The organism is Burkholderia guangdongensis (assembly GCF_013403875.1).
GTDB lineage: Bacteria > Pseudomonadota > Gammaproteobacteria > Burkholderiales > Burkholderiaceae > Burkholderia > Burkholderia guangdongensis.
In genome coordinates, this window is record NZ_JACBNX010000014.1 from 79,488 (window position 1) to 105,914 (window position 26,427).

Here is a 26,427-nt window from a genome sequence, read left to right on the forward strand (position 1 = left end):
TCTGGAATCGGCCCCAAGCAATACTGCCGGATGCGGCCTGAGCCGGCACCGCTTCAAACATCCATGACAAGAACTCGCTTCGTTATTCGGCGCGTCGCGACGGCACTCGCCGTCGCCGGAATCGTCGTCGCGCAGGCCGCGCATGCGCAGGTCACGCTCAACTTCGTCAACGCGGACATCGATCAGGTCGCGAAGGCGATCGGCGCCGCGACCGGCAAGACGATCATCGTCGATCCCCGCGTGAAGGGGCAGCTCAATCTCGTCGCCGAGCGCCCGGTGCCCGAGGAGCAGGCGCTGAAGACGTTGCAGTCCGCATTGCGGATGCAGGGCTTCTCGCTCGTGCAGGATCACGGCGTGCTGAAGGTCGTGCCCGAGGCCGACGCGAAGCTGCAGGGCGTGCCGACCTACATCGGCAACGTGCCGCAGGCGCGTGGCGACCAGATCATCACGCAGGTCTTCGAGCTGCACAACGAATCGGCGAACAACCTGCTGCCGGTGCTGCGGCCGCTGATCTCGCCGAACAACACGGTCACCGCGTATCCGGCGAACAACACGGTCGTCGTCACCGACTATGCGGACAACGTGCGCCGCATCGCGCAGATCATCGCCGGCATCGACAACGCGGCGGGCGAGCAGGTGCTCGTCGTGCCGCTGAAGAACGCGAACGCGCTCGACGCGGCGTCGCAGCTGTCGAAGCTGCTCGACCCCGGCGCGATCGGCAACAGCGACGCGACGCTGAAGGTGTCGGTATCCGCCGACCCGCGCACGAACTCGCTGCTGCTGCGCGCGTCGAACGCGTCGCGCCTCGCGGCCGCGAAGCGGCTCGCGCTGCAGCTCGACGCGCCGACCGGGCAACCCGGTAACATGCACGTCGTGCGGCTGCACAACGCCGATGCGGTGAAGCTCGCGAAGACGCTGCGCGGCATGCTCGGCAAGGGCGCCGGCGAAACCGGCGCGTCGGCGACGTCGAACGACGCGAATTCGTTCAACCAGGGCGGCGCTTCGGGCAGCGGCAACTTCTCGACCGGCACGCCGGGCACGCCGCCGCTGCCGTCGTCGATGAGCGGCTCGTCGTCGTCCTCGTATGGCGGCACGGGCGGCGGTGGGTCGAACACGGGTCTCGGCAATTCGAGCTTCCTCGGCGGCGACAAGGACAAGAGCGACGACAATCAGCCCGGCGGCATGATCCAGGCCGACCCGGCGACGAACTCGCTGATCATCACCGCGTCCGATCCGGTCTACCGGAACCTGCGTACGGTGATCGAGCAGCTCGACGCGCGCCGCGCGCAGGTCTACCTCGAGGCGCTGATCGTCGAGCTCAGCGCGAACACCGACGCGAACCTCGGCATTCAGTGGCAGGGCGCGCTGCTGTCCGGCAACAACGCGGTGTACGGCGGCTCGAACATTCCGGCGCTCGGCGTCGGCACGGTCGGCAACGGCAACAGCATCGTCGACCTGACCGTGCAGGGCAACACGATCAACCAGAACGCGATCATCAACGGCACGACGACATTGACCGGCGTGCTGCAGAACGGCCTGAACATCGGCTGGCTGCACAAATTCGGCAGCATCTGGGGCCTGGGCGGTCTGCTGCAGGCGCTGTCGCAGACGAGCGACGCGAACATCCTGTCGACGCCGAACCTGATCACGCTCGACAACGAGGAAGCGCAGATCGTCGTCGGCCAGAACGTGCCGATTCCGACCGGCTCGTATTCGAACCTGACGGCCGGCAACACGAGCACCGCGTTCAATACGTACGACCGCCGCGACGTCGGCATCACGCTGCACGTGAAGCCGCAGATCACCGACGGCGGGATCCTGAAGCTGCAGCTCTACACGGAGAGCTCGTCGGTCGCGGCCGGCACGCTCACCAACGCGACCGGCCCGACGTTCAACAAGCGCTCGATCCAGTCGACGGTGCTCGCCGACGACGGCCAGATCATCGTGCTCGGCGGCCTGATGCAGGATAGTTACTCGACCGGCGTGAACAAGGTGCCGCTGCTCGGCGACATTCCGTGGCTCGGCCAGTTCTTCCGCTCCGAATCGAAGAGCCGCCAGAAGACGAACCTGATGGTGTTCCTGCGCCCGGTGATCGTGCGCGACGGCGCGACGAGCGAGGCGATCACCCAGAATCGCTACGACTACGCACGCGGCCAGCAAGGCGCGTACCAGTCGGATAACCGGCTGATCCGCGACAAGGACACGCCGATGCTGCCGCCCGCGCCGTTGACGCCGAGCCAGGGCGGCGTGCCGGCGCTGAACCTGTTCGATCTCGACAACATGCGCAGGCTGCCGCCGCCGGCCCAGCCTTCACAGCCGGCCCAGCCGACCCAGCAGCAGGCGCCGGTCGCGCAGCCGCAGGCCGTGCCGCAGCAGCAGGTGCCGCAGCAGGCGATGCCCGCCGCGTCGGCCGCGCCGGCCGTCTCGGGAGCCGCGCAGTGACCGACGTGCTCGCGCACACCCAAGCAAGCGCGCCCGGCGAGCGCCCGGCGCCGTCGCCGCTCGCCGCGCGGCTGCTGCCGTATTCGTTCGCGAAGAACGGCCAGATCCTGATCGCGCAACAGCACGACGACACGCTCGAAGTGTGGATCAGCGAACGCACGAGCGACGCGGCGCTCGCCGAAGTCGCGCGCAACTTCGGCGCGATCACCGTCGAGCGCATGCCGGCCGACGTGCTCGCGGCCGCGATCAACCAGGCGTACGCGCGCCACGACGGCAGCGCCGCGCAGGTGGTCGGCGAGGTCGAGGGCGAGGTCGATCTGTCGCGGCTGATGCAGGACATCCCCGAAGTCGAGGATCTGCTCGAATCGGAGGACGACGCGCCAATCATCCGGATGATCAACGCGCTGCTCACGCAGGCCGCGCGCGAGCAGGCGTCGGATATCCACATCGAGCCGTTCGAGAACGCGTCGGTCGTGCGCTTTCGCGTGGACGGCACGCTGCGCGACGTCGTGCGGCCGAAGAAGGCGCTGCACGGCGCGCTGATCTCGCGGATCAAGATCATGGCGCAGCTCGACATTGCGGAGAAGCGGCTGCCGCAGGACGGCCGGATCACGCTGCGCGTCGGCGGGCGGCCGGTCGACGTGCGCGTGTCGACGCTGCCCACCGGGCACGGCGAGCGCGCGGTGCTGCGTCTGCTCGAGAAGGACGCGCAGCGGCTGAACCTCGAGGCGCTCGGGATGGGCCGCGATACGCTCGCGCAGTTCGACACGCTGATCTCGCGCCCGCACGGAATCGTGCTCGTGACCGGCCCGACCGGCTCGGGCAAGACGACGACGCTGTACGCGTCGATGTCGCGGCTCGAGACCGCGACGACGAACATCATGACCGTCGAGGATCCGATCGAATACGACCTCGGCGGGATCGGCCAGACGCAGGTCAACGAGCGGATCGGGATGACGTTCGCGCGCGCGCTGCGCTCGATCCTGCGTCAGGATCCAGACGTGATCATGATCGGCGAAATTCGCGACCTCGAAACCGCGCAGATCGCGGTGCAGGCGTCGCTGACCGGCCACCTCGTGCTCGCGACGCTGCATACGAACGATGCGTCGTCGGCGGTCACGCGCCTCACCGACATGGGCGTCGAGCCGTACCTGCTCGCGTCGTCGCTGCTCGGCGTGCTCGCGCAGCGGCTTGTGCGGCAGCTGTGCCCGCACTGCAAGACCGAGCGGCACGAGGGCGGCCGCACCGTCTGGCACCCGGTCGGCTGCGACAAGTGCGGGCAGTCCGGCTACGCCGGTCGACGCGGCGTGTACGAGCTGCTGCTCGTCGACGATGCGATCCGCGCGCTGGTCCACCGCAACGCGGCCGACGCCGAGATCCTGGCCGCCGGCCGCGCGCACGGGATGCGCACGCTGCGCGACGACGCCGAGCGCTGGCTCGCGGCCGGCGCGACGTCGCTCGAGGAAGTGCTGCGCGTGACGGGAGGCGCGTAGCGCGATGCCGGCCTTCCGTTTCGAAGCGATCGATGCGGGCGGGCGCCCGCAGAAAGGCGTCGTCGAAGCCGACAGCGCGCGCGCCGCGCGCGGCCAGCTGCGCACGCAGGGGCTGACGCCGCTCGTCGTCGAGCCGGCCGCGAGCGCGAGCCGCGGCGCGCGCACGCAGCGCCTCGCGCTCGGCCGCAAGCTGTCGCAGCGCGAGCAGGCGATCCTCACGCGCCAGCTCGCGAGCCTGCTGATCGCCGGGCTGCCGCTCGACGAGGCGCTCGGCGTGCTGACCGAGCAGGCCGAGCGCGACTACATCCGCGAGCTGATGGCCGCGATCCGCGCGGAAGTGCTCGGCGGCCATTCGCTCGCGAACGCGCTCGCCGAGCATCCGCGCGATTTTCCGGAGATCTACCGCGCGCTGGTGTCGGCCGGCGAGCATACGGGCAAGCTCGGCATCGTGCTGTCGCGGCTGGCCGACTACATCGAGCAGCGCAACGCGCTGAAGCAGAAGATCGTGCTCGCGTTCACGTATCCGGCGATCGTCACCCTGATCGCGTTCGGGATCGTCACGTTCCTGCTCAGCTACGTGGTGCCGCAGGTCGTGAACGTGTTCGCGAGCACGAAGCAGCAGCTGCCGTTCCTGACGATCATGATGATGGCGCTGTCCGGCTTCGTGCGGCACTGGTGGTGGGCGATGCTGCTCGCGGCCGCGCTCGTCGTCTGGTTCGTGAAGGCGACGCTGTCGCGCGACGGACCGCGCCTCGCGTTCGACCGGTGGCTGCTCACCGCGCCGCTCGCGGGCAAGCTCGTGCGCGGCTACAACACGGTGCGCTTCGCGAGCACGCTCGGCATCCTGACGGCGGCCGGCGTGCCGATCCTGCGCGCGCTGCAGGCGGCCGGCGAAACGCTGTCGAACCGCGCGATGCGCGCGAACATCGACGACGCGATCGTGCGCGTGCGCGAAGGCTCGGCGCTGTCGCGCGCGCTGAACAACGTGAAGACGTTTCCGCCGGTGCTCGTGCACCTGATCCGCTCCGGCGAGGCGACCGGCGACGTGACGACGATGCTCGACCGCGCGGCCGACGGCGAGGCGCGCGAGCTCGAGCGCCGCACGATGTTCCTGACGAGCCTGCTCGAGCCGCTGCTGATTCTGGCGATGGGGGGGATCGTGCTCGTGATCGTGCTGTCGGTGATGCTGCCGATCATCGAGCTGAACAACATGGTGCAGTGACGGCCGCGCGCGCGGGGCGCGTGCGGGGTTCAGCGCATGTAGATCGCCGGGCTCGGCGTGTTCGCGGGCAGCGAGATTTCGGCGCGGGCGCCGTTGCGGTCGACGACGATCGAGCGGTCGCGGACTTCGGCGAGCTTCTCGCCGGGCGCGATCTCGGCGCCGAGCGACACCGCGCGCGGCGGCTCGCCGCCGGTGGCGACGATCGCGGCGGCGCCGTGCTGCAGCGCGAGAACGCCGAACAGGTGGATGTCCTGGATGGGGTTCTTCGTGAGCTGGCCGCCGAACAGCGCGGCGGCGTCCTCGGTGCGGATCGGCGCGCGCGCGGCCGCCGCGGGCAGCGGCGTCTCGCGGGCCGACAGCGTGACGACCCAGTAGGTCGCCATCGCGCAGAGCGCCGCGAAGAGCGCGAGGGAAAGGATCCGGATCGAGAGCGTGTTCATGCGCGTTATTGTACGGATCTATATGAAATTTGCGTTGGGTGAAAGCCCTCGGCGAGCGTCGCCTTACAATGCGGGCTCCCGCCGGAATCGCGTTGTAAGGCGGCGGGCGGCTCCGGCAACGTTTTCGGGGTCGCGAACGCGCGTCATGCCGACGCGATCATTTTTTGAGGAAGAGGTAGTCAGTCATGCAAACGTGGATCACTCGTCGCAACGCGGCCGCTCGCCGTCACCGTGGTTTTACGCTGATCGAAGTCATGGTGGTGATCGCGATCCTCGGGATTCTCGCGGCGCTGATCGTGCCGAAGATCATGAGCCGCCCGGACGAGGCGCGCCGCATCGCGGCGAAGCAGGACATCGGCACGATCATGCAGGCGCTGAAGCTGTACCGCCTCGACAACGGCCGCTATCCGACGCAGGAACAGGGCCTGACCGCGCTCGTGCAGAAGCCGGCCACCGATCCGGTGCCGAACAACTGGAAGGACGGCGGCTATCTCGAGCGCCTGCCGAACGATCCGTGGGGGAATACGTACAAGTATCTGAACCCGGGCGTGCACGGCGAGATCGACGTGTTCAGCTACGGCGCCGACGGCAAGGAGGGCGGCGAAGGCAACGACTCCGATATCGGGTCGTGGCAGTAAGCCGCGGCTGATCGTTCACGCTCCGCCGGCCATGCACGCGATGCGCACGACAGGCACGCTTTTCCGCTTCGGTGCGCGATCCGCGACGACGGTTGGCGCCGGTCGCCGGGCGAGAGGCTTCACGCTGCTCGAGATGCTCGTCGTGCTCGTGATCGCGGGGCTGCTCGTGTCGCTCGCGTCGCTGTCGCTGACGCGCAATCCGCGCACCGACCTGCGCGAGGAGGCGCAGCGGCTCGCGCTGCTGTTCGAGAGCGCGGGCGACGAGGCGCAGGTGCGCGCGCGCCCGATCGCGTGGCAGCCGACCGAGCGCGGCTTTCGCTTCGACATCGGCACCGTCGACGGCTGGCGGCCGCTGCGCGACGATCTGCTGCGCCCGCGCAACTGGGACGGCGGCGTGACGGGCGCCGACATCGACTATCCGGGCTCCGACACCCGCGCGAGCCGGCTCGTGTTCGGCACCGAGAGCATCGACATGCCGGTACGCGTGACGCTGCATTCGGCGGTCGGCAGCGCGACGATCGTCGGCACCGGCAACGGCCGCTACGAGGTGCAGTGACGATGCGCGGCCGCCCTTCCCCTTTTTCTCCGCGTGGTGCGACACGAGGCTTCACGATGATCGAGGTGCTCGTCGCGCTCGCGATCATCGCGGTCGCGCTCGCCGCGTCGATCCGCGCGGTCGGCACGATGGCGAGCAACGCGGCCGAGCTGCATCGGCGCCTCCTCGCCGGCTGGAGCGCCGACAACGCGCTCGCGCAGCTTCGCCTCGCGCATGCGTGGCCCGCGATCGGCGAGCAGCGCTTCGACTGCTCGCAGGGCAACGTGCAGCTCGTCTGCACGCAGCGCGTCAGCACGACGCCGAATCCGGTGTTCCGGCGCGTCGAGGTGTCGGTGAGCACGCCCGGCGAATCCGGCGTGCTCGCACAGATGGTCACGGTGGTGGCGAATGAGACGAGCCGTTCGCTCTGACGCGCGCGCGCCGCGATCCATCCGCGCGCCCCGCCGCCGCTCCTCCGGCTTCACGCTGATCGAGCTGATGGTCGCGATCGCGATCCTCGCGGTGGTCGCGGTGCTGGCGTGGCGCGGACTCGACCAGATCGTGCGCGGCCGCGACAAGGTCGCCGCCGAGATGGAGGACGAGCGCATCTTCGCGCAGACGTTCGACCAGATGCGCACCGACGTGCGCCGCGCGGCGACCGACGACGAGGCCGGTGGGCCCGCGCTCGCGATCGCCGGCAACACGCTGCAGGTCGTCCGCGCGTTCGACGTGCCCGGCGCGGCGCCGCGGCTGCAGATCGTCCGCTACCGGGTTGCCGGCGGCCGCGTGGTCCGCTACGCGTCGCCGCCGATCGGCGACGAGAGCGCGCTGCAGCGCATGCTGAAGGACACCGACGTCGACGGCTGGAGCGCGGTGCCGCTGATGGCCGGCGTCGGCGCGATCGACGCGCGCCTGTACGTGCCGCGCGTCGGCTGGACGACGAACATGCCGACCGCCGACGACGCGCTCGCGCAGAACAACGAAGCGCTGAAGGTTCCGCAGCTCGGCAACGCGCCGCCGCCGCGCGCGGTGACGGGCCTGCAGGTCAGCATCGGCGCGACGTCGCTGCGCGTGCCGGTCACGCGCATCTTCATCGTCGGGGAATGACGATGAAGATGCGCCGCTTCCCCGCTTCTCATGCCCTGCCGCGCCGTGCGGCCACGCCGTCGCGCCAGCGCGGCGCGGCGATCATCACCGCGCTCGTCGTCGTCGCGCTCGCGGCGATCCTCGTGTCCGGGATGTTGTGGCGCGAGCAGGTGCAGATCCGCCGGATCGAGAACCAGCGTCTCGCCGCGCAGGCGCAGTGGGTCGCGCGCGGCGCGCTCGACTGGACGCGGATGATCCTGCGCTCGGAAGCCGACACGTCGCCCGGCATCACGTATCTCGGCGGGATCTGGGCGGTGCCGATCGCGAAGACGAAGCTGTCCGATTTCCTCGGACGGATCGGCGGCGGCGATCCGGGCGGCGGCGAGGACACGTACATCTCCGGCTCGATCGAGGACGCGCAGGCGAAATTCAATCTGCGCAACCTGGTGTCGTCGCCGGTGCCGGGCGCGATGCAGCTGAATGCCGCGCAGGTGCTCGCGTTCGCGCGCCTGCTGGCGACGCTCGGCTACGACGGCGCGCTCGCGAAGCGCGTCGCGATCCAGATGCGCGCGGGCCTCGCGCATTCGGCCACGCGTTTTCAGGCCGCGGCGCCGCCCGGTGTCGCGAGCATGCCGGTCCCGCTGCCCGATGGTGGCACGCAGGGTGGCACGCAGGGTGGCGGTGACCTGACCGACGAGCCGGGGCTCGCGGACGGCGGGGGCGGCCCTGCGCCGCTGCTGATGACGAGCGTCGACAGCCTGCTCGACGTCGAGGGCTTCACGCCGGAGATGGTCGAGCGACTGCGCCCGTTCGTGACCGTGCTGCCGACGACGACGCCCGTCAACATGAACACCGCGCCCGCCGAGGTGATCGCGTCGCTGGTGCCGGGGATGAGCGTGTCGTCCGCGCAGTCGCTGGTCGCGCGGCGCGAAACCGTGTTTTTCCGCAATCTGGCCGACGTGACGCTCGCGCTGAGCGGCGCCGGCGCGCCGCCGGGCACGCCGCTCGATTCGAGCGTGATCGACGTCAATTCGAGCTATTTCATCGTGCACGGCCGGATTCAGCACGAACGCGCGGAGGTGGATCGCACCTCGCTCGTGTATCGTGATCCGGCGACGCACACGACGCGGGTCGTGCGAATCCGCGATCAGCTATAACGACGCCATTCGGGAGAGGAGTCCGTGAGCACGTTGATTGTTTTACTGCCGCCGCGCGAACCGGCCGTGCCGCTGCAGGAATGGCAGTGGCCGGAGCTGCCGTTCACGCTCGTCGACAAGACCGGCCAGACGCAGCGCGCCGGCCGCGCGGCGCTCGCGCTCTTGCCGCGCGCGGCGTCGACGGTGCTGATCGTCGCCGCGCGCGACGTGCTGCTGCTCGCCGCGGCCGTGCCGCCGCTGCGCGGGCCGAAGCTGCGTCAGGCGCTGCCGAACGTCATCGAGGATCAGCTGATTCAGGATCCGCAGGGCTGCCACATCGCGCTCGATCCGGCCGCGCTGCCCGACGGGCGGCGCGTGCTCGCGGTCGTCGACCGCGCGTGGTTCCGGACGATCTGCGACGCGTTCGTCGCGGCCGGCCATCGGCATCTGCGCGCGGTGCCCGCGACGCGCTGCCTGCCTGCGCCGACGGTGGTGCCGGCGGTGGCGCCAATTGGGGCGGCCGAGCCCGCGGCATCCGCCACGCAGGCTGGGGGTGAAGCGGCTGCGTCCGCCCGTCCGGCCGCGGTCGCGGCAGTGCTCGGCGTGGCCGCCGCGCTCGAGCCGGTGCTTGCCGACGCGGTCGCGCTGGCCGCATCCGCACCGCGCGTCGAGCTCGCGCTCGCGCGCGGCGCGCTCGGCGAGGGCTTCGTCGCGCCGGCGTCGCGCGTCGCCGGCACGCTGGCCGCACTGACGGGCGGTGCGCCGGTCGAGCTTTACACGCTCGCGGAACCGGGCGCGGAACCGCGTCTCGCGTCGGTTGCCGCGCGCGACGATAACGGTGCACTGCGCGGCGCACTGCACGACGCACTGCCCGGCGTCTCCCAAGGGGATGTCCTTCGGGGCGCCACCGCGCTGCCGTTCGACGCGTTCGCGCGCCGCGCGCTCGCGGAGCGCTTCGATCTGTGCCAGTTCGAATTCGAAATGCAGCCGTGGCGCTTCGACCGCGCGACGGTGAGGCGGCTGCGCGTGCCGGTCGCACTCGCGGCGGCGACGCTCGGCATCGCGGTCGTCGGAATGAATCTGTACTGGTGGAAGCTGTCGCGCGAGCGCGATGCGCTATCCGCGCAGATCACCGAGACGCTGCTGACCGCGTTCCCGAAGACGACGACCGTGCTCGATCCGCCCGCGCAGATGGCGCGTCAGCTCGATCAGCTGCGGCTCGCGGCCGGCGAGCTGTCGCCGAACGACTTCCTCGCGCTCGCGAGCGGGCTGTCGCGCGCGCTCGGGCCGCTGCCGCCGAACGGCATCGCGTCGCTCGACTATCACGACCGGCGGCTCGACGTCGGCTTCAAGCCGGAGGTCAAGGTCGATCCGGACTTCGCGCAGCGTCTCGCGCAAAACGGGCTGTCGGGCGAGATCGACAGCAGCACGGGCAAATGGACGATCCGGAGCCGTTCATGAAAACAGCGATCAACGAAACGCTGGCGCAATTCTGGGGCGCGCGCACCCTTCGCGAAAAACAGATGCTCGGCTGGGGTGGCGCGGTGCTCGCCGTGGCGTTCGCCTACTCGGTGCTGTGGTCGCCTGCGCAGGAAGGCAGCGCGCGAATCTCGCACGCGTTGCCGACGATGCGCGGCGAGCTCGCGCAGATGGCCGCGCAGGCGAACGAGGCGCGGATGCTGACGGCCGCCGCGCAGGGCGTCGCGCCGACCGGCGCCGCGCTGAAGGATGCGCTGACCGCGTCACTGTCCGACCACGGGCTGCCGGCCGCGCAGCTCCAGATCGTCGGCGAGGGCGTGCAGATCCAGATGAAGAACGCGTCGTTCCCGCTGTGGACGCAGTGGCTCGACGACGCGCGGCGGCAGTTCAAGGTGCAGGTCGGCGAGGCGCACGTGAGCGCGCTGAAGGACGATGGCCAGGTCGACCTGACGGCGGTGATGCAGCCGTCCACGCGGAAATGACGGCGCGCAACGGGCACGCGGCGGTCGAGAGGATCGGGCGATGACGCGGTGGCTGAGGCGGCTCGGCGCCGCATTGCCGTGGGTCGCCGCCGGCGGTCTCGCGAGCGTGGTCACGCTCGTCGCGCTCGCGCCGGCCGCGTGGGTCGCGCCTCAGTTCGCGCGCGCGACCCACGGGCGCGTGAATCTCGTCGATCCGGACGGCTCGCTGTGGCACGGCGGCGCAACGCTGCTGCTCGCGCCGGGCGCGGATCGCAGCGCGTCGACGCTGCTGCCCGGGCGGGTCGAATGGCGCACCGAATTCTGGCCGCTGCTGACGGGCCGCGTGCGGATGCGGATGTGGCAGACGGACGCGATGCGCAACCCGATCACGCTCGATGCGACGTGGCGCGGCGCGGTGGTGTCGTCGGGCGCGATGGCGGTGCCGGCGTCGCTGCTCGCGGGGCTCGGCACGCCGTTCAACACGCTCGATCTGCAGGGCGACGTGCGGCTGCGCTGGAGCGACTGGCGGCTGTTCGGCAACGACGCGTTCGGCCGGCTGAACGTGACGATCGATTCGATGAGCTCGCGCGTGTCGCGCGTGAAGCCGCTCGGGTCGTACGAGGCGGTGCTGTTCGCGCAGGGCGCGGGCGCGAACCTCGACCTGACGACGCTGAAGGGCCCGCTGTTCCTCGACGGGCACGGCGAGTTCGGTGCGGCGAGCGCGTCGTTTCGCGGCACCGCGCACGCGTCGCCGGAGCAGCAGGCGAATCTCGCGGGGCTGCTGAACCTGCTCGGGCGTCCGATCGGCAACGGCGCGGTGTCGCTGATCTACGGCGACGCCGCACGCTGACGACGGGCGGCGGGCGGCGTCGCCCGCCCCGCCACCACCCCGCCGTCGCGGCGGCTACTGCTGCGCGAGCGGCGCCGGAGCCGACGCCGCTGCCGGCGCCGACGCGTTCGCGGGCGGCGCCGCGACGTCGCCGGTTTCGCGCGTCATCTGCGACGCATCCCAGCCGCCGCCGAGCGCCTTCACGAGCCCGACCGACGACACCATCCGCTCACCGGCGATCGTCGCGAGCTTCTGGTGCGCGGTGAACGCGGTCGTCTGCGCGGACAGCACGTTCAGATACGCGACGGTGCCCGCCTTGTACTGGTTCAGCGTGATCGCGAGCGAGTGCTCGGCGCTGTCGACGGCCTGCTGCTGCACGCCGACCTCCTGCGCGAGGATCCGCTGCGACGCGAGATTGTCCTCGACGTCCTGGAACGCCGCGAGCACGGTCTGCCGGTACGTGGCGACGTTCTGATCGTACGCGGCGCGCGCGGCGTCGGTTTGCGCGGAACGCAGGCCGGCGTCGAACAGCGTCGCCGCGAGTTGCGGGCCGACGGTCCAGAAGCGCGACGGCAGCGTGAACAGCTGCGACCACACCGAGCTTTCGAACCCGCCGCTCGCGGATAGCGTCAGCGACGGGAAGAACGCGGAGATCGCGACGCCGATCTGCTCGTTCGCGGCCGCCGCGCGCCGCTCGGCGCCCGCGATGTCGGGCCGCCGCTCGAGCAGCGCGGACGGCACGTCGACCGGCGTGACGGGCGGCTCGGCGGTGAGCGGCATCGGCGGCAGCGAGAACGTCGACGCCGGCTCGCCGATCAGCGTCGCGATCGCGTGCTCGTACTGCGCGCGCGCGACGCCGTTGTCGATCGCCGCGGCCTGCGCGGACTGGAGCTGCGTTTGCGCCTGGATCACGTCCGAGCGCGCGGCGACGCCCTGCGCGTACTGGTTTTCGGTGAGCTGCAGCGACTGCTGGTACGACTTGACGGTGTCGTCGAGGAGCTTCTGCAGCGCGTCGGCGGTGCGCAGCTGGAAGTAGGTCTGCGCGAGCGTCGCCTGCTGCGACAGCCGCGCGTTCGCGAGATCGGCGGCGGCGGCCGATTCGTTCGCGCGCTGCTCGCTGACCGTGCGGCTGACCTTGCCCCACAGGTCGGGCTCCCACGATGCGTCGAGGCTGGCGCTGTAGCTGTTGCTGATCAGGCTGGAGCTGCCGATGCTGGCCGACGTACCCGACGCGCGCGGCGTGCGCGAGCGCGACGCCGACGCGGACAAGCCGACGGTCGGGAAGTAGGCCGCGCGCGCCTCGGTGACGAGCGCGCGCGCCTGGCGATAGGCGGCCGCGGACTGCGCGATCGTCTGGTTCGACGCATTGAGCTTGTCGATCAGCGTGTTCAGTTGCGGATCGTCGTAGACGGTCCACCACGGTCCGCGGTCGGCGCGGTCGGCGGGCTGCGCGACCTTCCAGCCGGCGGGCGCTTCCTTGAACGCGGCGGGCACGGGCGCGGCGGGCCGCTTGTAGTCGGGCCCGACCGCGCAGCCGGCGAGCAGCACGACCGCCGCGGCAACGGCGACGCCCATGGCGGCGGCGGTGCTCGGCGTGCGGCGTGCGCGCGGGGATCGGACGTACGGCATCGTGTGATTCCTGTCAGGGCGCGTCGCCCGGGGCGGGCGCGCGCGAGGCGGCGGACGGGCCGCCGGTGTGGACAAATGGTAACTGATCGCGGGGAGGCTGCGCAGCCGTTAGGGTACGGCGTGCCGAGGGGGGATGTGTTACCGGCGCGGGCAGGTGGATTACCACGCATTACGCACAGCTTGCGGATGCGGCACGACGGCCGGCAGTCGGCTAGAGTGGGTTAGAGCAGGTTCTCGGTCCGGCGGCGCACGCATCATTTCATTGACTGAGATAATATTGACCATGCAATCATTTCTCACGATACTGGGCGCGTTTTCTCCCGACCACGCGTGCATGCTCCCATGACCGGCGGCCTTTACGATCCCGACAACATCGCACTCGAAACGAGCCTCGGCTATTACCTGTCGAAGGCGCGTCAGGCGCTCGGCGAGCGGATGGACCGCGCGCTCGAGCCGCTCGACCTCACATCGCAACAGATCGGCGTGATCCTGCTGCTCGCGCGCGGCTATGCGCGCACGCCGTTCGAGCTGTCGCGCAAGCTGTCGTACGACAGCGGCTCGATGACGCGGATGCTCGACCGTCTCGAGCGCAAGGGCTTCGTCTCACGCGCGCGCAGCGAGCAGGACCGCCGCGTGATCGAGCTGACGCTGACCGAACGCGGCGCCGACGCCGCGCATGCGCTGCCCGCGCTGATCGCGAACGCGCTGAACGCGCAGCTCGCAGGTTTTTCGGCCGACGAGCTCGTGCTGCTGACCGGCATGCTGCAACGTTTCATCGCGAACGGGCCGGATACGCCCGCCTGCCCGTCCGGTACGACGCACGCGTCGGACGGCGACGCCGAAGGCTGACGCGCGGGTTCATTCATGTTTAAGCGCACGTTTAAATATCTGTCTGGGCAGAAGATGACGCGACACGGGAGATTCGCATGACCGCTCCGGCTTCCGCCACCTCCGCCACCTCCGCCGCCGCCGAACCGGCGCCGCTGCCTGGCGGCGCACTCGCGCTGCTCACCGTCGGGCTCGCGCTCGGCACGTTCATGGAGGTGCTCGACACGTCGATCGCGAACGTCGCGGTGCCGACGATCTCGGGCAGCCTCGGCGTCGCGACGAGCGAAGGCACGTGGGTGATCTCGTCGTACTCGGTCGCGTCGGCGATCGCGGTGCCGCTGACCGGCTGGCTCGCGCGGCGCGTCGGCGAGGTGCGGCTCTTCACGCTGTCGGTGCTCGCGTTCACGATCGCGTCGTCGCTGTGCGGGCTCGCGACGAACTTCGAGTCGCTGATCGCGTTCCGGCTGCTGCAGGGGCTCGTGTCCGGCCCGATGGTGCCGCTGTCGCAGACGATCCTGATGCGCACCTACCCGCCGGCGAAGCGCGGGCTCGCGCTCGGGCTATGGGCGATGACGGTGATCGTCGCGCCGATCTTCGGCCCGCTGATGGGCGGCTGGATCACCGACAACTACACGTGGCCGTGGATCTTCTACATCAACCTGCCGATCGGTCTTTTCTCGGCGACTTGCGCGTACTTCCTGCTGCGCGGCCGCGAAACGAAGACGACGAAGCAGCGGATCGACGCGATCGGCCTCGCGCTGCTCGTGATCGGCGTGTCGTGCCTGCAGATGATGCTCGACCTCGGCAAGGACCGCGACTGGTTCAACTCGCGGTTCATCGTCGCGCTCGCGCTGATCGCGGTGGTGTCACTCGCGTTCATGCTCGTCTGGGAGACGACCGAGAAGGAGCCGGTCGTCGATCTCTCGCTCTTCAAGGACCGCAACTTCGCGCTCGGCGCGGTGATCATCTCGTTCGGCTTCATGGCGTTCTTCGGCTCGGTCGTGATCTTTCCGCTGTGGCTGCAGACCGTGATGGGCTACACGCCGGGCCTCGCCGGCCTCGCGACCGCGCCGGTCGGGCTGCTCGCGCTCGTGCTGTCGCCGCTGATCGGCCGCAACATGCACCGGCTCGATCTGCGGATGGTCGCGAGCATCGCGTTCTGCGTGTTCGCGTTCGTGTCGATGTGGAACGCGACGTTTACGCTCGACGTGCCGTTCAACCATGTGATCCTGCCACGGCTCGTGCAGGGGATCGGCGTCGCGTGCTTCTTCGTGCCGATGACGACGATCACGCTGTCGAGCATCCCGGACGAGCGGCTCGCGAGCGCATCGGGGCTGTCGAACTTCATGCGCACGCTGTCCGGCGCGATCGGCACCGCGGCCAGCTCGACCTACTGGGAGAACGACGCGATCTATCACCACGCGGTGCTGTCCGAGTCGGTGAACGTGTATGCGCGGAACACGCTGGACTATCAGGGCGCGCTGGCGCAGCTCGGGCTCGCCGGCCAGGTGTCGACCGCACAGATCAATCAGGTCGTCACGCAGCAGGGCTTCATGATGGCGACCAACGACTTCTTCCATCTGTCGGCGGTGGTGTTCGTCGCGCTTGCGGCGTTGGTGTGGATCACCAAGCCGAGGCGGGGCGCCGGGGCGGCGATGGGGCATTGATTGCGTGGTTGAATTGAACTAAGCTAACGTTCATTGTGAACTTAGTTCATTCGAGGGCGCGATGCAAACCTACAACATGCATGACGCAAAGACGAATCTGTCGCGGTTGATCGACGAGGCCGTCCATGACGGCGAACCGTTCGTGATTGCGAAAGCCGGCAAGCCGCTCGTCAAGGTCGTGCCGATCGATGTGCGGGAGCCCGTGCCACCGAGCCGGATCGGCTTCATGAAGGGGCAGATCCATGTTCCGGACGATTTCGATTCGATGGGCAGCGGCGAGATTCAGACGCTGTTCGAGGGCGATGCATGAAGCTGCTGCTCGACACGCACCTGATCCTCTGGGCGGCCGCGGGCGCGGCCGAGTTGCCGGACCGCGCCCGCGCACTGATCGAAGATCCCGCTCATACCCCGCTCTTCAGCGGGGCAAGCCTGTGGGAGATCGTCATCAAGCGCGGGCTGAATCGCGACGACTTTCAGGTCGATCCCAACGTGCTTCGTCGCAATCTGCTCGACGTCGGCTATGTGGAATTGCCGATCACGAGCGCGCATGCGCTCGCGGTCGAGCCGCTGCCGCCGATCCATCGTGACCCGTTCGACCGGCTTCTGGTCGCGCAGGCGATTTCGGAAGGCGTCACGCTGGTGACGCACGACCCGATCGTGGCCCAGTATCCCGGCCCCATTCAACACGTCTGACCAATACGTGGAACCGGGCCGGCATCACCGCGCCAGCAATCCCCCGAACGCCAGATCGCTCCCCGGCTCGACCGGCAGCGTCGCGCGCGCGACGTCGAGCCATGCGCGCGCGGCGTGCGACAGGTAGCCCTTCTTCAGCCAGCCGAGCGCGATCGCCCACGTGATCTCCGGCTCGACGATCGGCCGGCACGTGAACTGCCCCGCGTCGAGCCGCCGGCAGTACGGCTCGGGCAGCAGCGCAATCCCGACGCCCGCGTGCACGAGCGCCGCCATGAAATCCCAGTGCCCGCTGCGGCTCACGATCGACGGCGTGAAGCCGACCTGGCGGCACGCGTCGAGCACCGCGTCGTTCAGCGCGAGACTCTCCGCATAGAACACGAACGATTCGCGCGCGAGATCCGCGAGCGGCACCGCGCGAGCGTCGTCCCAGCGCGATTCGCGCGGCGCGACGAGCCACAGCGGCGCGCGCACCATCGGCAGCACGTCGAACACCGCCGGATCGGCCGGCTCGAGCAGCCCGCCGAGCTCCAGCTCGCCTGCGACGAGCGCCGCCTCGATCATCCGCGCGCCCTGCTCGAACAGCTTCAGCTCGATGTTCGGGTAGCGCTGCTTGTACGCGGCGATGACCGGCGTGAACAGCGACCCGCCGAGCGGCGGAATCCCGATCGACAGCTCGCCGCGACCGAGCGTGCCGAGATCGTCGAGCTCCGAGCGCAGCTGCGCGTGCGCGGCGAGCACGTCCTGCCCGCGCTGGAACACGATCCGGCCGGCGTCGGTCAGCACCATCTGCCGGCCGTCGCGCAGCAGCAGCGGCGAGCCGATCTCGTCCTCGAGCGCCTTCACCATCTTGCTGATCGTCGGCTGTGTGACGAACATCCGCTCCGCCGCCGCCGTGAAGCTCTGCTGGCGGACGACCTCGACGAAATAGCGCAGCGCGCGCAGCTCCATCGGCTTGCCTCCCCAAAGTGGTGAATGTCGGGCTCAGATAATTCCAAATCGGAATGAAGATGATAGAGACAAGTCATTTTATATATGGATGAGGGAATTCTATACTTGCTCCATCGTTGAAATGCCTGTAAGGAGCCCCCGCCATGAACAAGTCGATCGCCATCGCACCGGCCCGGCCCGCATCCGGTCTCGCGCGCACCGGGCGCGTCGTGCTGCAGGCGGGCGCGCTCGCGGCGCTCTGGTATGCGGTCGACTGGACGGTGCACGCGGTCGCCCTGCCGATTCCGTCCGGCGTGATCGGCCTCGCGGTGCTGCTTGCGCTGCTGTTCTGCGGCGGCGTCGCGCCGGCGTGGGTCAGGGACGGCGCGAACTGGCTGCTGTCCGACATGCTGCTGTTCTTCGTGCCGGCGGCGGTCGCCGCGGTGCAGTACGGCGGCCTGTTCCGCGAGGACGGCTGGCGGCTCGCGCTCGTCGTCGTCGCGGGCACCGCGTTCGTGATGGTCGCCGTCGCGGTGTCCGTCGATCTCGCCGCGCGGCTCGAGCGCAAGCTCGCGATGCAGCGCGTGCGCGTCGGGCGCGAGCGCCGTCATTGATCCTCTTTGATCGCCGTTGGTCGCTTTAGATCGCTGTCGATCCCGTCACCTTCCCGGAGCCGATCATGCCGACGTCCCTGCCGCACCTGTTAGCCGCCCCGTCCAACACCGCGATCTCGATCGGCTGCTTCGTGCTGACCGTCGTGCTGTATTTCGCGTCGAAGCAGCTCTACGCGTACAAGAAGACGCTGCTGTTCTCGCCGCTCGTGTTCGTGCCGGGCGTGCTCGTCGCGATCGTCGCCGCGACCGGCATTCCGTATTCGGTCTACTTCCGCGACACGCGCTGGCTGATGTGGCTGCTCGGCCCGGCGACGATCGCGTTCGCGGTGCCGATCCACGACTATCGCGACCTGATTCGCCGCCACTGGCTGTCGCTGTCGGTCGGCGTCGCGGTCGGGATCGTCGCGGGGATCTGCGGGTCGCTCGCGCTCGCGAAGCTGCTGCACCTGTCGCCGGAGCTGCAGCGCTCGCTGATGACGCGCTCGGTGTCGACGCCGTTCGCACTCGCGGTGTCCGACAAGATCCACGCGCCGCGGGATCTGACCGCCCTCTTCGTGATCGCGACCGGCATCTGCGGGATGCTGCTCGGCGAGATCGTGCTCGCGCTCGTGCCGCTGCGCACACGGCTCGCGCGCGGCGCGCTGTTCGGTGCGGCCGCGCACGGCGTCGGCACCGCGAAGGCGCGCGAGATCGGCAGTGAGGAAGGCGTCGTGTCGAGCCTCACGATGATGATCGCCGGCGTCGCGATGGTGCTGATCGCGCCGCTGCTGTCGCTGCTGCCGATCTGAACGGCGGCACAGTGGCGCGGCGGCCGTGGGGCGGCCACGCGTCGCCGCCCCACCCGCCCGACAAACGCCGGAAATAGCCGCAAATCCCCCCTCTGCTCCACCCATCGGCGGTGGGCCGGATGTCGAACAATTCACGCTACGACATCCTGCACGCACCGAACATGGCATCCACGACCGCAAATCCGCCCGCCGACCGGCCGGCGTCGTCCGGCAAGCTCAAGCGCATCGCGCTCATCGCCGTCGTCGCGCTCGTCGCGGCGGGCGTCGCCGCGGGCGGCATGTACTTCTTTCTCGCGAAGGAAGGCCTCGGCCATGCATCCGCCGCGCCGGCCGAGCCGCCGCCGCTGTCGGCGCCGGTGTTCCTCGCGCTCGATCCGCTCACCGTGAACCTGCAGTCGGACGACGGGATTCAGCACTATCTGCGCGTCGTTCTGTCCCTGAAGCTGACCGACCCGAACGCGCAGGCGCGCCTGACCGCGCGGATGCCCGAGATCCGCAGCCGGATTCTGCTCGCGCTGTCGAACAAGCGCCCCGACGATCTCGCGACGCCCGACGGCAAGCGCGCGCTCGCCGGCGAGCTGAAGCACCTGATCGAGGAGCCGACCCAGCCGGGCAACCAGCACGCGCGGGTCGACGACGTGCTGTTCACCGATTTCGTCGTCCAGTAACGCGGACGACAGAGGAGCGGGAGGAACGCGCATGGGCCACGAGGAGTTCATGTCCCAGGAGGAGGTCGATGCCCTCCTGAAGGGCGTCACCGGCGAAACCGACGCGCCCGACGACGCGCGCGGCGACCCGTCCGGCATCCGTCCGTACAACATCGCGACGCAGGAGCGGATCGTCCGCGGCCGGATGCCGGGGCTCGAGATCATCAACGACCGCTTCGCGCGGCTGATGCGCATCGGCCTGTTCAACTTCATGCGGCGCAGCGCGGAAATCTCGGTGAGCCAGGTGAAGGTGCTCAAGTACAGCGAGTTCACCCGCAACCTGCCGATTCCGACGAACCTGAACCTCGTGCACGTGAAGCCGCTGCGTGGCACGTCGCTGTTCGTGTTCGATCCGAACCTCGTGTTCTTCGTCGTCGACAACCTGTTCGGCGGCGACGGGCGCTTCCACACGCGCGTCGAGGGTCGCGACTTCACCGCGACCGAGCAGCGGATCATCGGCAAGCTGCTGAACCTCGTGTTCGAGCACTACACGACCGCGTGGCGCAGCGTGCGCCCGCTGCAGTTCGAGTTCATGCGCTCGGAGATGCACACGCAGTTCGCGAACGTCGCGACGCCGAACGAGATCGTGATCGTCACGCAGTTCTCGATCGAGTTCGGCTCGACGGGCGGCACGCTGCACATCTGCATGCCGTACTCGATGATCGAGCCGATCCGCGACATCCTGAGCTCGCCGATCCAGGGCGAGGCGCTCGAGGTCGACCGCCGCTGGGTGCGCGTGCTGTCGCAGCAGGTGCAGTCGGCCGAGGTCGAGCTGTCCGCCGACCTCGCCGAGATCCCGACGACGTTCGAGAAGCTCCTGAACCTGCGCGCGGGCGATGTGCTGCCGCTCGCGATCGCCGACACGATCGTCGCGAAGGTCGACGGCGTGCCGGTGATGGAATGCGGCTACGGAATTTTCAATGGCCAATACGCGCTGCGCGTGCAGAAGATGATCAGCGCGAGCGACAAGACGAAGGAAAGCGACTATGACTGAACTGAACCAGACGCCCGACACGGCCATGCTCGACGCCGCCGCGCTCGCCGATCCCCTTCCCGCGGATCCGGCCGGCGCCGACGCCGACCCGGCCCTCGACGACTGGGCGGCCGCGCTCGCCGAGCAGAACCGGCAGCCGCTCGACGCCGGCGCGACGGGCGCCGGCGTGTTCCAGCCGCTGTCGAAGGCGACCGCGTCGTCGACGCACAACGACATCGAGATGATCCTCGACATCCCGGTCAAGATGACGGTCGAGCTCGGCCGCACGAAGATCGCGATCCGCAATCTGCTGCAGCTCGCGCAGGGCTCGGTCGTCGAGCTCGACGGCCTCGCCGGCGAGCCGATGGACGTGCTCGTCAACGGCTGCCTGATCGCGCAGGGCGAGGTCGTCGTCGTCAACGACAAGTTCGGCATTCGTCTGACCGACATCATTACGCCGTCCGAGCGTATCCGGAAGTTGAATCGATGAAGTCGTTGCCGTTTCGTTCCGCGCGGGCCGTGCGGGCCACGCTCGGCACCGCCGCGTTCGCGGCCGGTGCGCTGGCGTGCGGCGCGGCTGTCGCCGCCGACCTGAACGCGGTGAACCGCGCGAACGAGATCGCGTCGAGCGTCGTCGTCGGCTCCGCCGTGCCGTCGCTCGGCTTCGGCGCGGTGCTGCAGACGCTCGTCGGCCTCGCGGTCGTGATCGGCCTCGTGTTCGGCTGCGCGTGGCTCGCGCGCCGCTTCGGCTTCCAGCCGGTGCGGCGCGGCGGGCCGCTGAAGGTCGTCGCGAGCGTCGCGGTCGGCGGCAAGGAAACCGCGACCGTCGTCGAGATCGGCGATACGTGGCTCGTGCTCGGCGTCGGGCCGGGCAACGTGCGGTTGCTTCATACGCTGCCGGCCGGACAAAGCGCGGTGCTCGCGTCCGGTGCTTCCGGTATGCCGGGCGCCCGAAGCGCGCAGACAGGCGCACAAACAAGCGCACAGACGCCGGGCGCAGGCCCCGCAGCGCTGTCCGGCACGTTCGGCGAGCCCGCCACGGACGCCTCCTTCGGCGCGCGTTTCCGCGACGCGCTCGTGCAGGAAACCGCGCGGCGCTTCGGCCGCGGCAAGGAGCGCTGATCATGCCGCGTTCCGCCGAAACCGCGCGTGCCGGGGGCGTTGCCCGCACTGATGCGCCCGCCGTTTTTCCGCGCCGTCCGGCGCAGCACGCGGTCCTGCGCGGTGCGGCACGTATTGCGGCACATATTGCGGTACGTATTGCGCCGCCGCTGATCCTCGGCCTCGCGCCTGCGCTCGCGTGCGCGCAGGCGGCGGGCCTGCCCGCGTTCAACGCGGCGCCCGGCCCGAACGGCGGCACGACCTACTCGCTGAGCGTGCAGACGATGCTGCTGCTCACGATGCTGTCGTTCCTGCCCGCGATGGTGCTGATGATGACGAGCTTCACGCGGATCATCATCGTGCTGTCGCTGCTGCGCCAGGCGCTCGGCACCGCGTCGACGCCGCCGAACCAGGTGCTCGTCGGCCTCGCGCTGTTCCTGTCGCTGTTCGTGATGTCGCCGGTGCTCGACCGCGCGTACCGCGACGGCTACAAACCGTTCTCCGACGGCAGCCTGCCGATGGAGCAGGCGCTCCAGCGCGGCGTCGCGCCGTTCAAGGGCTTCATGCTGAAGCAGACGCGCGAGGCCGATCTCGCGCTGTTCGCGAAGATCTCGAAGGCGCCGCCGATGCAGGGCCCCGAGGACGTGCCGCTGTCGCTGCTCGTGCCCGCGTTCGTCACGAGCGAGCTGAAGACCGGCTTCCAGATCGGCTTCACGATCTTCATCCCATTCCTGATCATCGACATGGTCGTCGCGAGCGTGCTGATGTCGATGGGGATGATGATGGTGTCGCCGTCGACCGTGTCGCTGCCGTTCAAGCTGATGCTGTTCGTGCTCGTCGATGGCTGGCAGCTGCTGATCGGCTCGCTCGCGCAGAGCTTTAGCTGAGCATGACTTGAGGACCGTGCGATGACCCCCGAAGAAGTCATGACGCTCGCCCACCAGGCGATGACCGTCGGCCTGCTGCTCGCCGCGCCGCTGCTGCTCGTCGCGCTCGCGGTCGGCCTGCTCGTGAGCCTGTTCCAGGCCGCGACGCAGATCAACGAGGCGACGCTGTCGTTCATCCCGAAGCTGCTCGCGGTGGCCGCGACGCTCGTGATCGCCGGCCCGTGGATGCTGACGACGATGCTCGACTATCTGCGGCAGATCCTGCTGCACGTCGCGACGCTCGGCGCGGGCTGAGCGAAGCGGATCCGCGATGTTCTCGGTCACCTACGCACAGCTCAACGGTTGGCTCACGGCCTTCCTGTGGCCGTTCGTGCGGATGCTCGCGCTCGTCTCGGCCGCGCCGGTGACCGGCGAGACGGCGGTGCCGCCGCAGGTGAAGATCGGCCTCGCCGCGTTCATCGCGCTCGTCGTCGCGCCGACGCTCGGCGCGATGCCGAGTGTCACCGCGTTCTCGGCGGACGGGATCTGGATCGTCGTCACGCAGGTTCTGATCGGCGCCGCGATGGGCTTCGCGATGCGCGTCGTGTTCGCGGCGGTCGAGGCGGCCGGCGACTTCATCGGACTGTCGATGGGGATCGGCTTCGCGACGTTCTTCGATCCGAACGTCGGCTCGACGCCGGTGATGGGCCGCTTCCTGAATGCGGTCGCGATGCTCGCGTTTCTCGCGTTCGACGGGCATCTGCAGGTGCTCGTCGCGCTCGCCGAGTCGTTCCGGCTGCTGCCGGTGTCGGCCGACCTGCTGCACGCGCCCGGCTGGCGGACGCTCGCGCTGTTCGGCGCGACCGTGTTCCAGATGGGGCTGCTGCTCGCGCTGCCGGTCGTCGCGGCGCTCGTGATCGCGAACCTCGCACTCGGGATCCTGAACCGCGCGGCGCCGCAGATCGGCATCTTCCAGGTCGGCTTCCCGGTGACGATGCTCGTCGGGCTGCTGCTCGTGCAGTTGATGGTGCCGAACATGGTGCCGTTCTTCGCGCGGCTGTTCGATATGGGGTTCGACACGATGGGGCGCGTCGCGAGCGGCTGGCGATAGGCTGTCGCGGGATTTCGAGTGATTCCGAGTGATTCCGAGGGATTTCGGCAATGACTCGAATACGAGCGCGTTGCGTGGAATCGGGTATCAGGAAACGTTTGCGGCGAAATGAAGTTTTAAATAATCGCTATTATCGGCAGCTTCTAACGCATTCGGGAACATCACAGCGATTTACAAATTATTTCAACGGAAACAATGTGTTACACATGGCGATCGCCAGTATAATCGCGGCGGCCAAACATCGGGGCACCCATCAAAGTGAATACTCGCGAACAATCCGTCATCGAGCCACTGACCAGTGAACTGGCCGTGGAGACTACCGCGCACCTCGAGTCCACCGGAAATCGATCGCGACGGTATTTACCGGTAAAAATCAAATTCACGCTGTCGATCAGTTTCGCCGCGGTGTGGAGCGTGCTCTCCTTTTATCTGGCTCGGCGCTGGCTGGGGGACATGAGCCACCTGTTCGGCGTGGTCTGGGCTTACCTGATCCTGTTCGGCGTCGCGATCCTGCCGGGTTTCATGAATGCGTTCCTGATGTCGAGCCTGCTGATGGATCGCCGGCCGGTTTTCCGTCACGCGACCGGACGGCTGCCCGGCATCACCGTGCTTGTGGCCGCGTACAACGAGGAAGCCAACATCGCGCAGACCATCGAGAGCATCGAGAAGCAGGCTTACCCCGGCGAGCTGCAGGTCATCGTGATCAATGACGGCTCGTCCGACGGCACCGCCGCCGAACTCGACCGCCTGCAGTATCCGTGGCTCGAGGTCATCCACCTTCCGAAGAACGCGGGCAAGGCGAACGCGCTCAACGAGGGCCTGAAGCGCGCACGTTATGCGATGACCATGACGGTGGACGGCGACTCGTACCTGTATCGCAATGCGCTGGAAAACCTCGCGCGCCGCTATCTGAGCGATCCGCCGAACACGAAGGCGGTGGCGGGCGCGGTGCTCGTGCGCAATTCGCGCACCAACCTGGTCACGCGGATCCAGGAGTGGGACTACTTTCACGGCATCGCCGCCACGAAGCGGGTGCAGAGCCTCTATCAGGGCACGCTCGTCGCGCAGGGCGCGTTCTCCGTCTACGACACCGACGTGCTGCGCCAGGTCGGCGGCTGGCCGCATTCGGTCGGCGAGGACATCGTGCTCACCTGGGCCATCCTGGCGGCCGGATATCGCGTCGGCTTCGCCGAAAACGCGTGCCTGTTCACCAATGCGCCGACCACGTGGCGGCAGTTCATCCGTCAGCGCCAGCGGTGGTCCCGCGGGCTGATGGAGGCGTTCAAGGCGCACTGGCGGTTGCTGTTCAGGCTGCGCATGACGACGATCTTCATCTGGTGGAATCTGCTGTTCCCGTACATGGACGTGGTCTACACCTGCGCATTCCTGCCGGGCATGGTGCTGGCACTGTTCGGCATCTTCTGGATCGCGGGGCCGATGACCCTGCTCGTCCTGCCGATGGCGATGATCATCAACGGCATCATGTTCCGCATCCAGGCCGGCATGTTCGCCGAGCAGGGCTTGAAAGTCCGCCGCAACAAGTTCGGCTTCGTCATCTACAGCCTGTTCTACGGGCTCGTGCTGCAGCCCGCCTGCGTGGTCGGGTATGTGCAGGAGTTCGTGACGCGCAGCAAGCGCTGGGGCACCAAGTAACCCCGCCAAGCGGAAAAAGAAAGGAATCCTTCATGCATTCAACTCGCAGCGCGAGCGCGCTCCAGTCTGCGCTCCAGTACGCGCTCGCGGCCGCCGGCGCGTTCGCCATCAGCGCACTCGCGCCCGTGCACGCCCAATCCCATGACGGGCCGGGCGTGAACGGCGCAGTGATCGGGGATGTGCTCTACAGCAACGACAGCGATCGCTTCAACGAAGAACGGGGCAACCTCGGCTATCTGTTCGCGAACGGCTGGGGGCTGGGCGCGAGCCTCACGCATTACTCCGCCCCCGACTGGGCCGCCACCGGGCGCGGCGCGTACGGGCTGTATCGCGAGCACGATGCGCAGCAAACCGTGGACGCGCGGCTCGGCGTGATGGACACCGACGGCCACACGACCGTGACCGGCACACTGGACTATATGCGGCACATCACCGCCGACACGGGGCTGGGCGTGAGCGCCGAGCGCGACGTGGTCGACTCGATCGTCGGCATCGAGAAAGGGCTGACCTACAACAGCCTGATGCTCGTGCTCGATCATCAGTTCACGCCGCGCTTCACCGTCGGGGCCGTGGCCGGCGCATTCCGGTTCTCGGACGACAACACCCGCCCGCTGCTGCGCACGCGGTGGAACTACGAGCTGGTGGCCAACAGCGGACTGAACGCGTACATCAAGACCCGCACCTATTACGACAGCAATCCCTATCAGGGCAACTACTTCTCGCCGCGCTGGCTGAACGAGTATTCGGGCGGCCTCTCCTGGCGGACCGCGCTCAACGACAAAGTCGTCTTTTTCGTCAACGCGGACGCCGGGCGCCAGAATACGTCGGATGCGAACACCAACATCTGGAGCGCGCGCATCGGCTTGCAGAATCATCGCAGCCGGACCGTGCAGTGGCAGATCGCCGTCGAAACGACCAACGACCGCGCGGCCGGCTTCGTGAGCAGCGGCGGCGGGTATCGCTACACGAGCGTGACGGGGCGATTGATGTTCCCGCTCAACTGAGGGATCACGCGCAGGCAGGATTCCGTTCTGGAAAACCCTTAAAAGAATCGCGCTCCCGCGAAAGGTAGCGGAAGGTTTCGCGTCTCTATACTCGCTTCCGACGAT

The 26,427-nt window shown here is 68.7% G+C and carries 29 protein-coding genes; 26 read left to right on the top strand and 3 right to left on the bottom strand.

The window, feature by feature from the left end; all coding sequences use genetic code 11:
- Positions 1-63 precede the first annotated feature (63 nt).
- From gspD to gspF, 3 genes are read left to right on the top strand one after another with little or no spacing between them, the layout of a single operon-like run.
- Positions 64-2,442 (top strand): type II secretion system secretin GspD, encoded by a 2,379-nt coding sequence (gene gspD / locus HZI36_RS14775; RefSeq protein ID WP_179403392.1) that lies wholly within the window; start codon positions 64-66, stop codon positions 2,440-2,442.
- Positions 2,439-3,935, top strand: a complete 1,497-nt coding sequence (gspE, locus tag HZI36_RS14780) for a type II secretion system ATPase GspE (RefSeq protein ID WP_179403393.1) — start codon at positions 2,439-2,441, stop codon at positions 3,933-3,935. Before gspD ends, gspE begins: the two co-directional genes overlap by 4 nt.
- A 4-nt stretch (positions 3,936-3,939) precedes the next feature.
- Positions 3,940-5,157 (top strand): type II secretion system inner membrane protein GspF, encoded by a 1,218-nt coding sequence (gene gspF, locus HZI36_RS14785; protein WP_179403394.1) that lies wholly within the window; start codon positions 3,940-3,942, stop codon positions 5,155-5,157.
- Between the two features lie 29 nt (positions 5,158-5,186).
- On the opposite strand, the gene HZI36_RS14790 is transcribed toward gspF, so the two are convergent.
- Positions 5,187-5,597, bottom strand: a complete 411-nt coding sequence (locus HZI36_RS14790; RefSeq protein WP_179403395.1) for a type II secretion system protein N — start codon at positions 5,595-5,597, stop codon at positions 5,187-5,189.
- 185 nt (positions 5,598-5,782) lie between these two features.
- Here HZI36_RS14790 and gspG point away from each other — a divergent pair, with 185 nt between their 5' ends.
- Genes gspG through HZI36_RS14830 form a run of 8 tightly spaced genes read left to right on the top strand, consistent with a single transcriptional unit; the run spans position 5,783 to position 11,782 of the window.
- Positions 5,783-6,235 carry a type II secretion system major pseudopilin GspG gene (gspG, locus tag HZI36_RS14795; protein WP_179403396.1) on the top strand — a complete coding sequence of 151 codons (453 nt, stop codon included), beginning with the start codon at positions 5,783-5,785 and terminating at the stop codon, positions 6,233-6,235.
- 40 nt (positions 6,236-6,275) lie between these two features.
- A complete protein-coding gene (locus HZI36_RS14800) occupies positions 6,276-6,791 on the top strand; it encodes a GspH/FimT family pseudopilin (RefSeq protein ID WP_425485243.1) in 516 nt (171 codons plus the stop codon).
- 2 nt (positions 6,792-6,793) lie between these two features.
- The gene (gspI, locus tag HZI36_RS14805) at positions 6,794-7,201 is read left to right on the top strand and encodes a type II secretion system minor pseudopilin GspI (protein WP_179403453.1); all 408 of its coding nucleotides are present in this window, start codon (positions 6,794-6,796) and stop codon (positions 7,199-7,201) included.
- A complete protein-coding gene (locus HZI36_RS14810; protein ID WP_179403398.1) occupies positions 7,179-7,877 on the top strand; it encodes a PulJ/GspJ family protein in 699 nt (232 codons plus the stop codon). The genes gspI and HZI36_RS14810 overlap by 23 nt, the downstream gene beginning before the upstream one ends.
- Positions 7,878-7,879: 2 nt before the next feature.
- Positions 7,880-9,013: a type II secretion system minor pseudopilin GspK gene (gene gspK, locus HZI36_RS14815; RefSeq protein ID WP_425485244.1), complete on the top strand. Its 1,134-nt coding sequence runs from the start codon at positions 7,880-7,882 to the stop codon at positions 9,011-9,013.
- A 24-nt stretch (positions 9,014-9,037) separates the two neighbouring features.
- Positions 9,038-10,453, top strand: a complete 1,416-nt coding sequence (gspL, locus tag HZI36_RS14820) for a type II secretion system protein GspL (RefSeq protein WP_179403400.1) — start codon at positions 9,038-9,040, stop codon at positions 10,451-10,453.
- Positions 10,450-10,953 carry a type II secretion system protein GspM gene (gspM, locus tag HZI36_RS14825; RefSeq protein ID WP_179403401.1) on the top strand — a complete coding sequence of 168 codons (504 nt, stop codon included), beginning with the start codon at positions 10,450-10,452 and terminating at the stop codon, positions 10,951-10,953. Before gspL ends, gspM begins: the two co-directional genes overlap by 4 nt.
- Before the next feature lie 40 nt (positions 10,954-10,993).
- Entirely contained in the window at positions 10,994-11,782 is a 789-nt protein-coding gene (locus tag HZI36_RS14830) for a type II secretion system protein N (protein WP_179403402.1), read from the top strand.
- A gap of 54 nt (positions 11,783-11,836) precedes the next feature.
- Here the strand turns inward: HZI36_RS14830 and HZI36_RS14835 are convergent, their stop codons facing one another.
- Positions 11,837-13,390 (bottom strand): efflux transporter outer membrane subunit, encoded by a 1,554-nt coding sequence (locus HZI36_RS14835; protein WP_179403403.1) that lies wholly within the window; start codon positions 13,388-13,390, stop codon positions 11,837-11,839.
- A gap of 342 nt (positions 13,391-13,732) precedes the next feature.
- Between HZI36_RS14835 and HZI36_RS14840 the strand changes: the two genes are divergently transcribed.
- The 4 genes from HZI36_RS14840 to HZI36_RS14855 all read left to right on the top strand — a co-directional run bounded on the left by HZI36_RS14840 (position 13,733) and on the right by HZI36_RS14855 (position 16,578).
- Positions 13,733-14,239 (top strand): MarR family winged helix-turn-helix transcriptional regulator, encoded by a 507-nt coding sequence (locus HZI36_RS14840; RefSeq protein ID WP_179403404.1) that lies wholly within the window; start codon positions 13,733-13,735, stop codon positions 14,237-14,239.
- A gap of 77 nt (positions 14,240-14,316) precedes the next feature.
- Positions 14,317-15,885, top strand: coding sequence for a DHA2 family efflux MFS transporter permease subunit (locus tag HZI36_RS14845; protein ID WP_179403405.1), 1,569 nt, complete (start codon positions 14,317-14,319; stop codon positions 15,883-15,885).
- Positions 15,886-15,946: 61 nt separating this feature from the next.
- Entirely contained in the window at positions 15,947-16,195 is a 249-nt protein-coding gene (locus HZI36_RS14850) for a type II toxin-antitoxin system Phd/YefM family antitoxin (protein WP_179403406.1), read from the top strand.
- The gene (locus HZI36_RS14855) at positions 16,192-16,578 is read left to right on the top strand and encodes a type II toxin-antitoxin system VapC family toxin (protein WP_179403407.1); all 387 of its coding nucleotides are present in this window, start codon (positions 16,192-16,194) and stop codon (positions 16,576-16,578) included. The genes HZI36_RS14850 and HZI36_RS14855 overlap by 4 nt, the downstream gene beginning before the upstream one ends.
- A 24-nt stretch (positions 16,579-16,602) precedes the next feature.
- Here the strand turns inward: HZI36_RS14855 and HZI36_RS14860 are convergent, their stop codons facing one another.
- Entirely contained in the window at positions 16,603-17,526 is a 924-nt protein-coding gene (locus HZI36_RS14860; protein ID WP_179403408.1) for a LysR family transcriptional regulator, read from the bottom strand.
- A 143-nt stretch (positions 17,527-17,669) separates the two neighbouring features.
- Here HZI36_RS14860 and HZI36_RS14865 point away from each other — a divergent pair, with 143 nt between their 5' ends.
- The 11 genes from HZI36_RS14865 to HZI36_RS14915 all read left to right on the top strand — a co-directional run bounded on the left by HZI36_RS14865 (position 17,670) and on the right by HZI36_RS14915 (position 26,322).
- Positions 17,670-18,119, top strand: coding sequence for a CidA/LrgA family protein (locus HZI36_RS14865; protein WP_179403409.1), 450 nt, complete (start codon positions 17,670-17,672; stop codon positions 18,117-18,119).
- 65 nt (positions 18,120-18,184) lie between these two features.
- Positions 18,185-18,907 (top strand): LrgB family protein, encoded by a 723-nt coding sequence (locus HZI36_RS14870; protein WP_179403410.1) that lies wholly within the window; start codon positions 18,185-18,187, stop codon positions 18,905-18,907.
- Positions 18,908-19,068: 161 nt separating this feature from the next.
- Positions 19,069-19,575: a flagellar basal body-associated protein FliL gene (gene fliL, locus HZI36_RS14875; RefSeq protein ID WP_179403454.1), complete on the top strand. Its 507-nt coding sequence runs from the start codon at positions 19,069-19,071 to the stop codon at positions 19,573-19,575.
- A gap of 31 nt (positions 19,576-19,606) precedes the next feature.
- Positions 19,607-20,608: a flagellar motor switch protein FliM gene (gene fliM, locus HZI36_RS14880; protein ID WP_179403411.1), complete on the top strand. Its 1,002-nt coding sequence runs from the start codon at positions 19,607-19,609 to the stop codon at positions 20,606-20,608.
- Positions 20,601-21,077 carry a flagellar motor switch protein FliN gene (gene fliN, locus HZI36_RS14885; protein ID WP_179403412.1) on the top strand — a complete coding sequence of 159 codons (477 nt, stop codon included), beginning with the start codon at positions 20,601-20,603 and terminating at the stop codon, positions 21,075-21,077. The genes fliM and fliN overlap by 8 nt, the downstream gene beginning before the upstream one ends.
- Positions 21,074-21,709 carry a flagellar biosynthetic protein FliO gene (fliO, locus tag HZI36_RS14890; RefSeq protein ID WP_179403413.1) on the top strand — a complete coding sequence of 212 codons (636 nt, stop codon included), beginning with the start codon at positions 21,074-21,076 and terminating at the stop codon, positions 21,707-21,709. Before fliN ends, fliO begins: the two co-directional genes overlap by 4 nt.
- Before the next feature lie 2 nt (positions 21,710-21,711).
- Positions 21,712-22,575 (top strand): flagellar type III secretion system pore protein FliP, encoded by an 864-nt coding sequence (fliP, locus tag HZI36_RS14895; RefSeq protein ID WP_246327086.1) that lies wholly within the window; start codon positions 21,712-21,714, stop codon positions 22,573-22,575.
- A 21-nt stretch (positions 22,576-22,596) separates the two neighbouring features.
- On the top strand, positions 22,597-22,869 hold the full coding sequence (gene fliQ / locus HZI36_RS14900; RefSeq protein ID WP_179403414.1) for a flagellar biosynthesis protein FliQ: 273 nt from the start codon (positions 22,597-22,599) through the stop codon (positions 22,867-22,869).
- A gap of 16 nt (positions 22,870-22,885) precedes the next feature.
- Positions 22,886-23,665 (top strand): flagellar biosynthetic protein FliR, encoded by a 780-nt coding sequence (gene fliR, locus HZI36_RS14905; protein WP_179403415.1) that lies wholly within the window; start codon positions 22,886-22,888, stop codon positions 23,663-23,665.
- 453 nt (positions 23,666-24,118) lie between these two features.
- Positions 24,119-25,318 (top strand): glycosyltransferase family 2 protein, encoded by a 1,200-nt coding sequence (locus HZI36_RS14910; protein ID WP_246327087.1) that lies wholly within the window; start codon positions 24,119-24,121, stop codon positions 25,316-25,318.
- A gap of 32 nt (positions 25,319-25,350) precedes the next feature.
- The gene (locus HZI36_RS14915; protein ID WP_179403417.1) at positions 25,351-26,322 is read left to right on the top strand and encodes a hypothetical protein; all 972 of its coding nucleotides are present in this window, start codon (positions 25,351-25,353) and stop codon (positions 26,320-26,322) included.
- Positions 26,323-26,427: the final 105 nt, after the last annotated feature.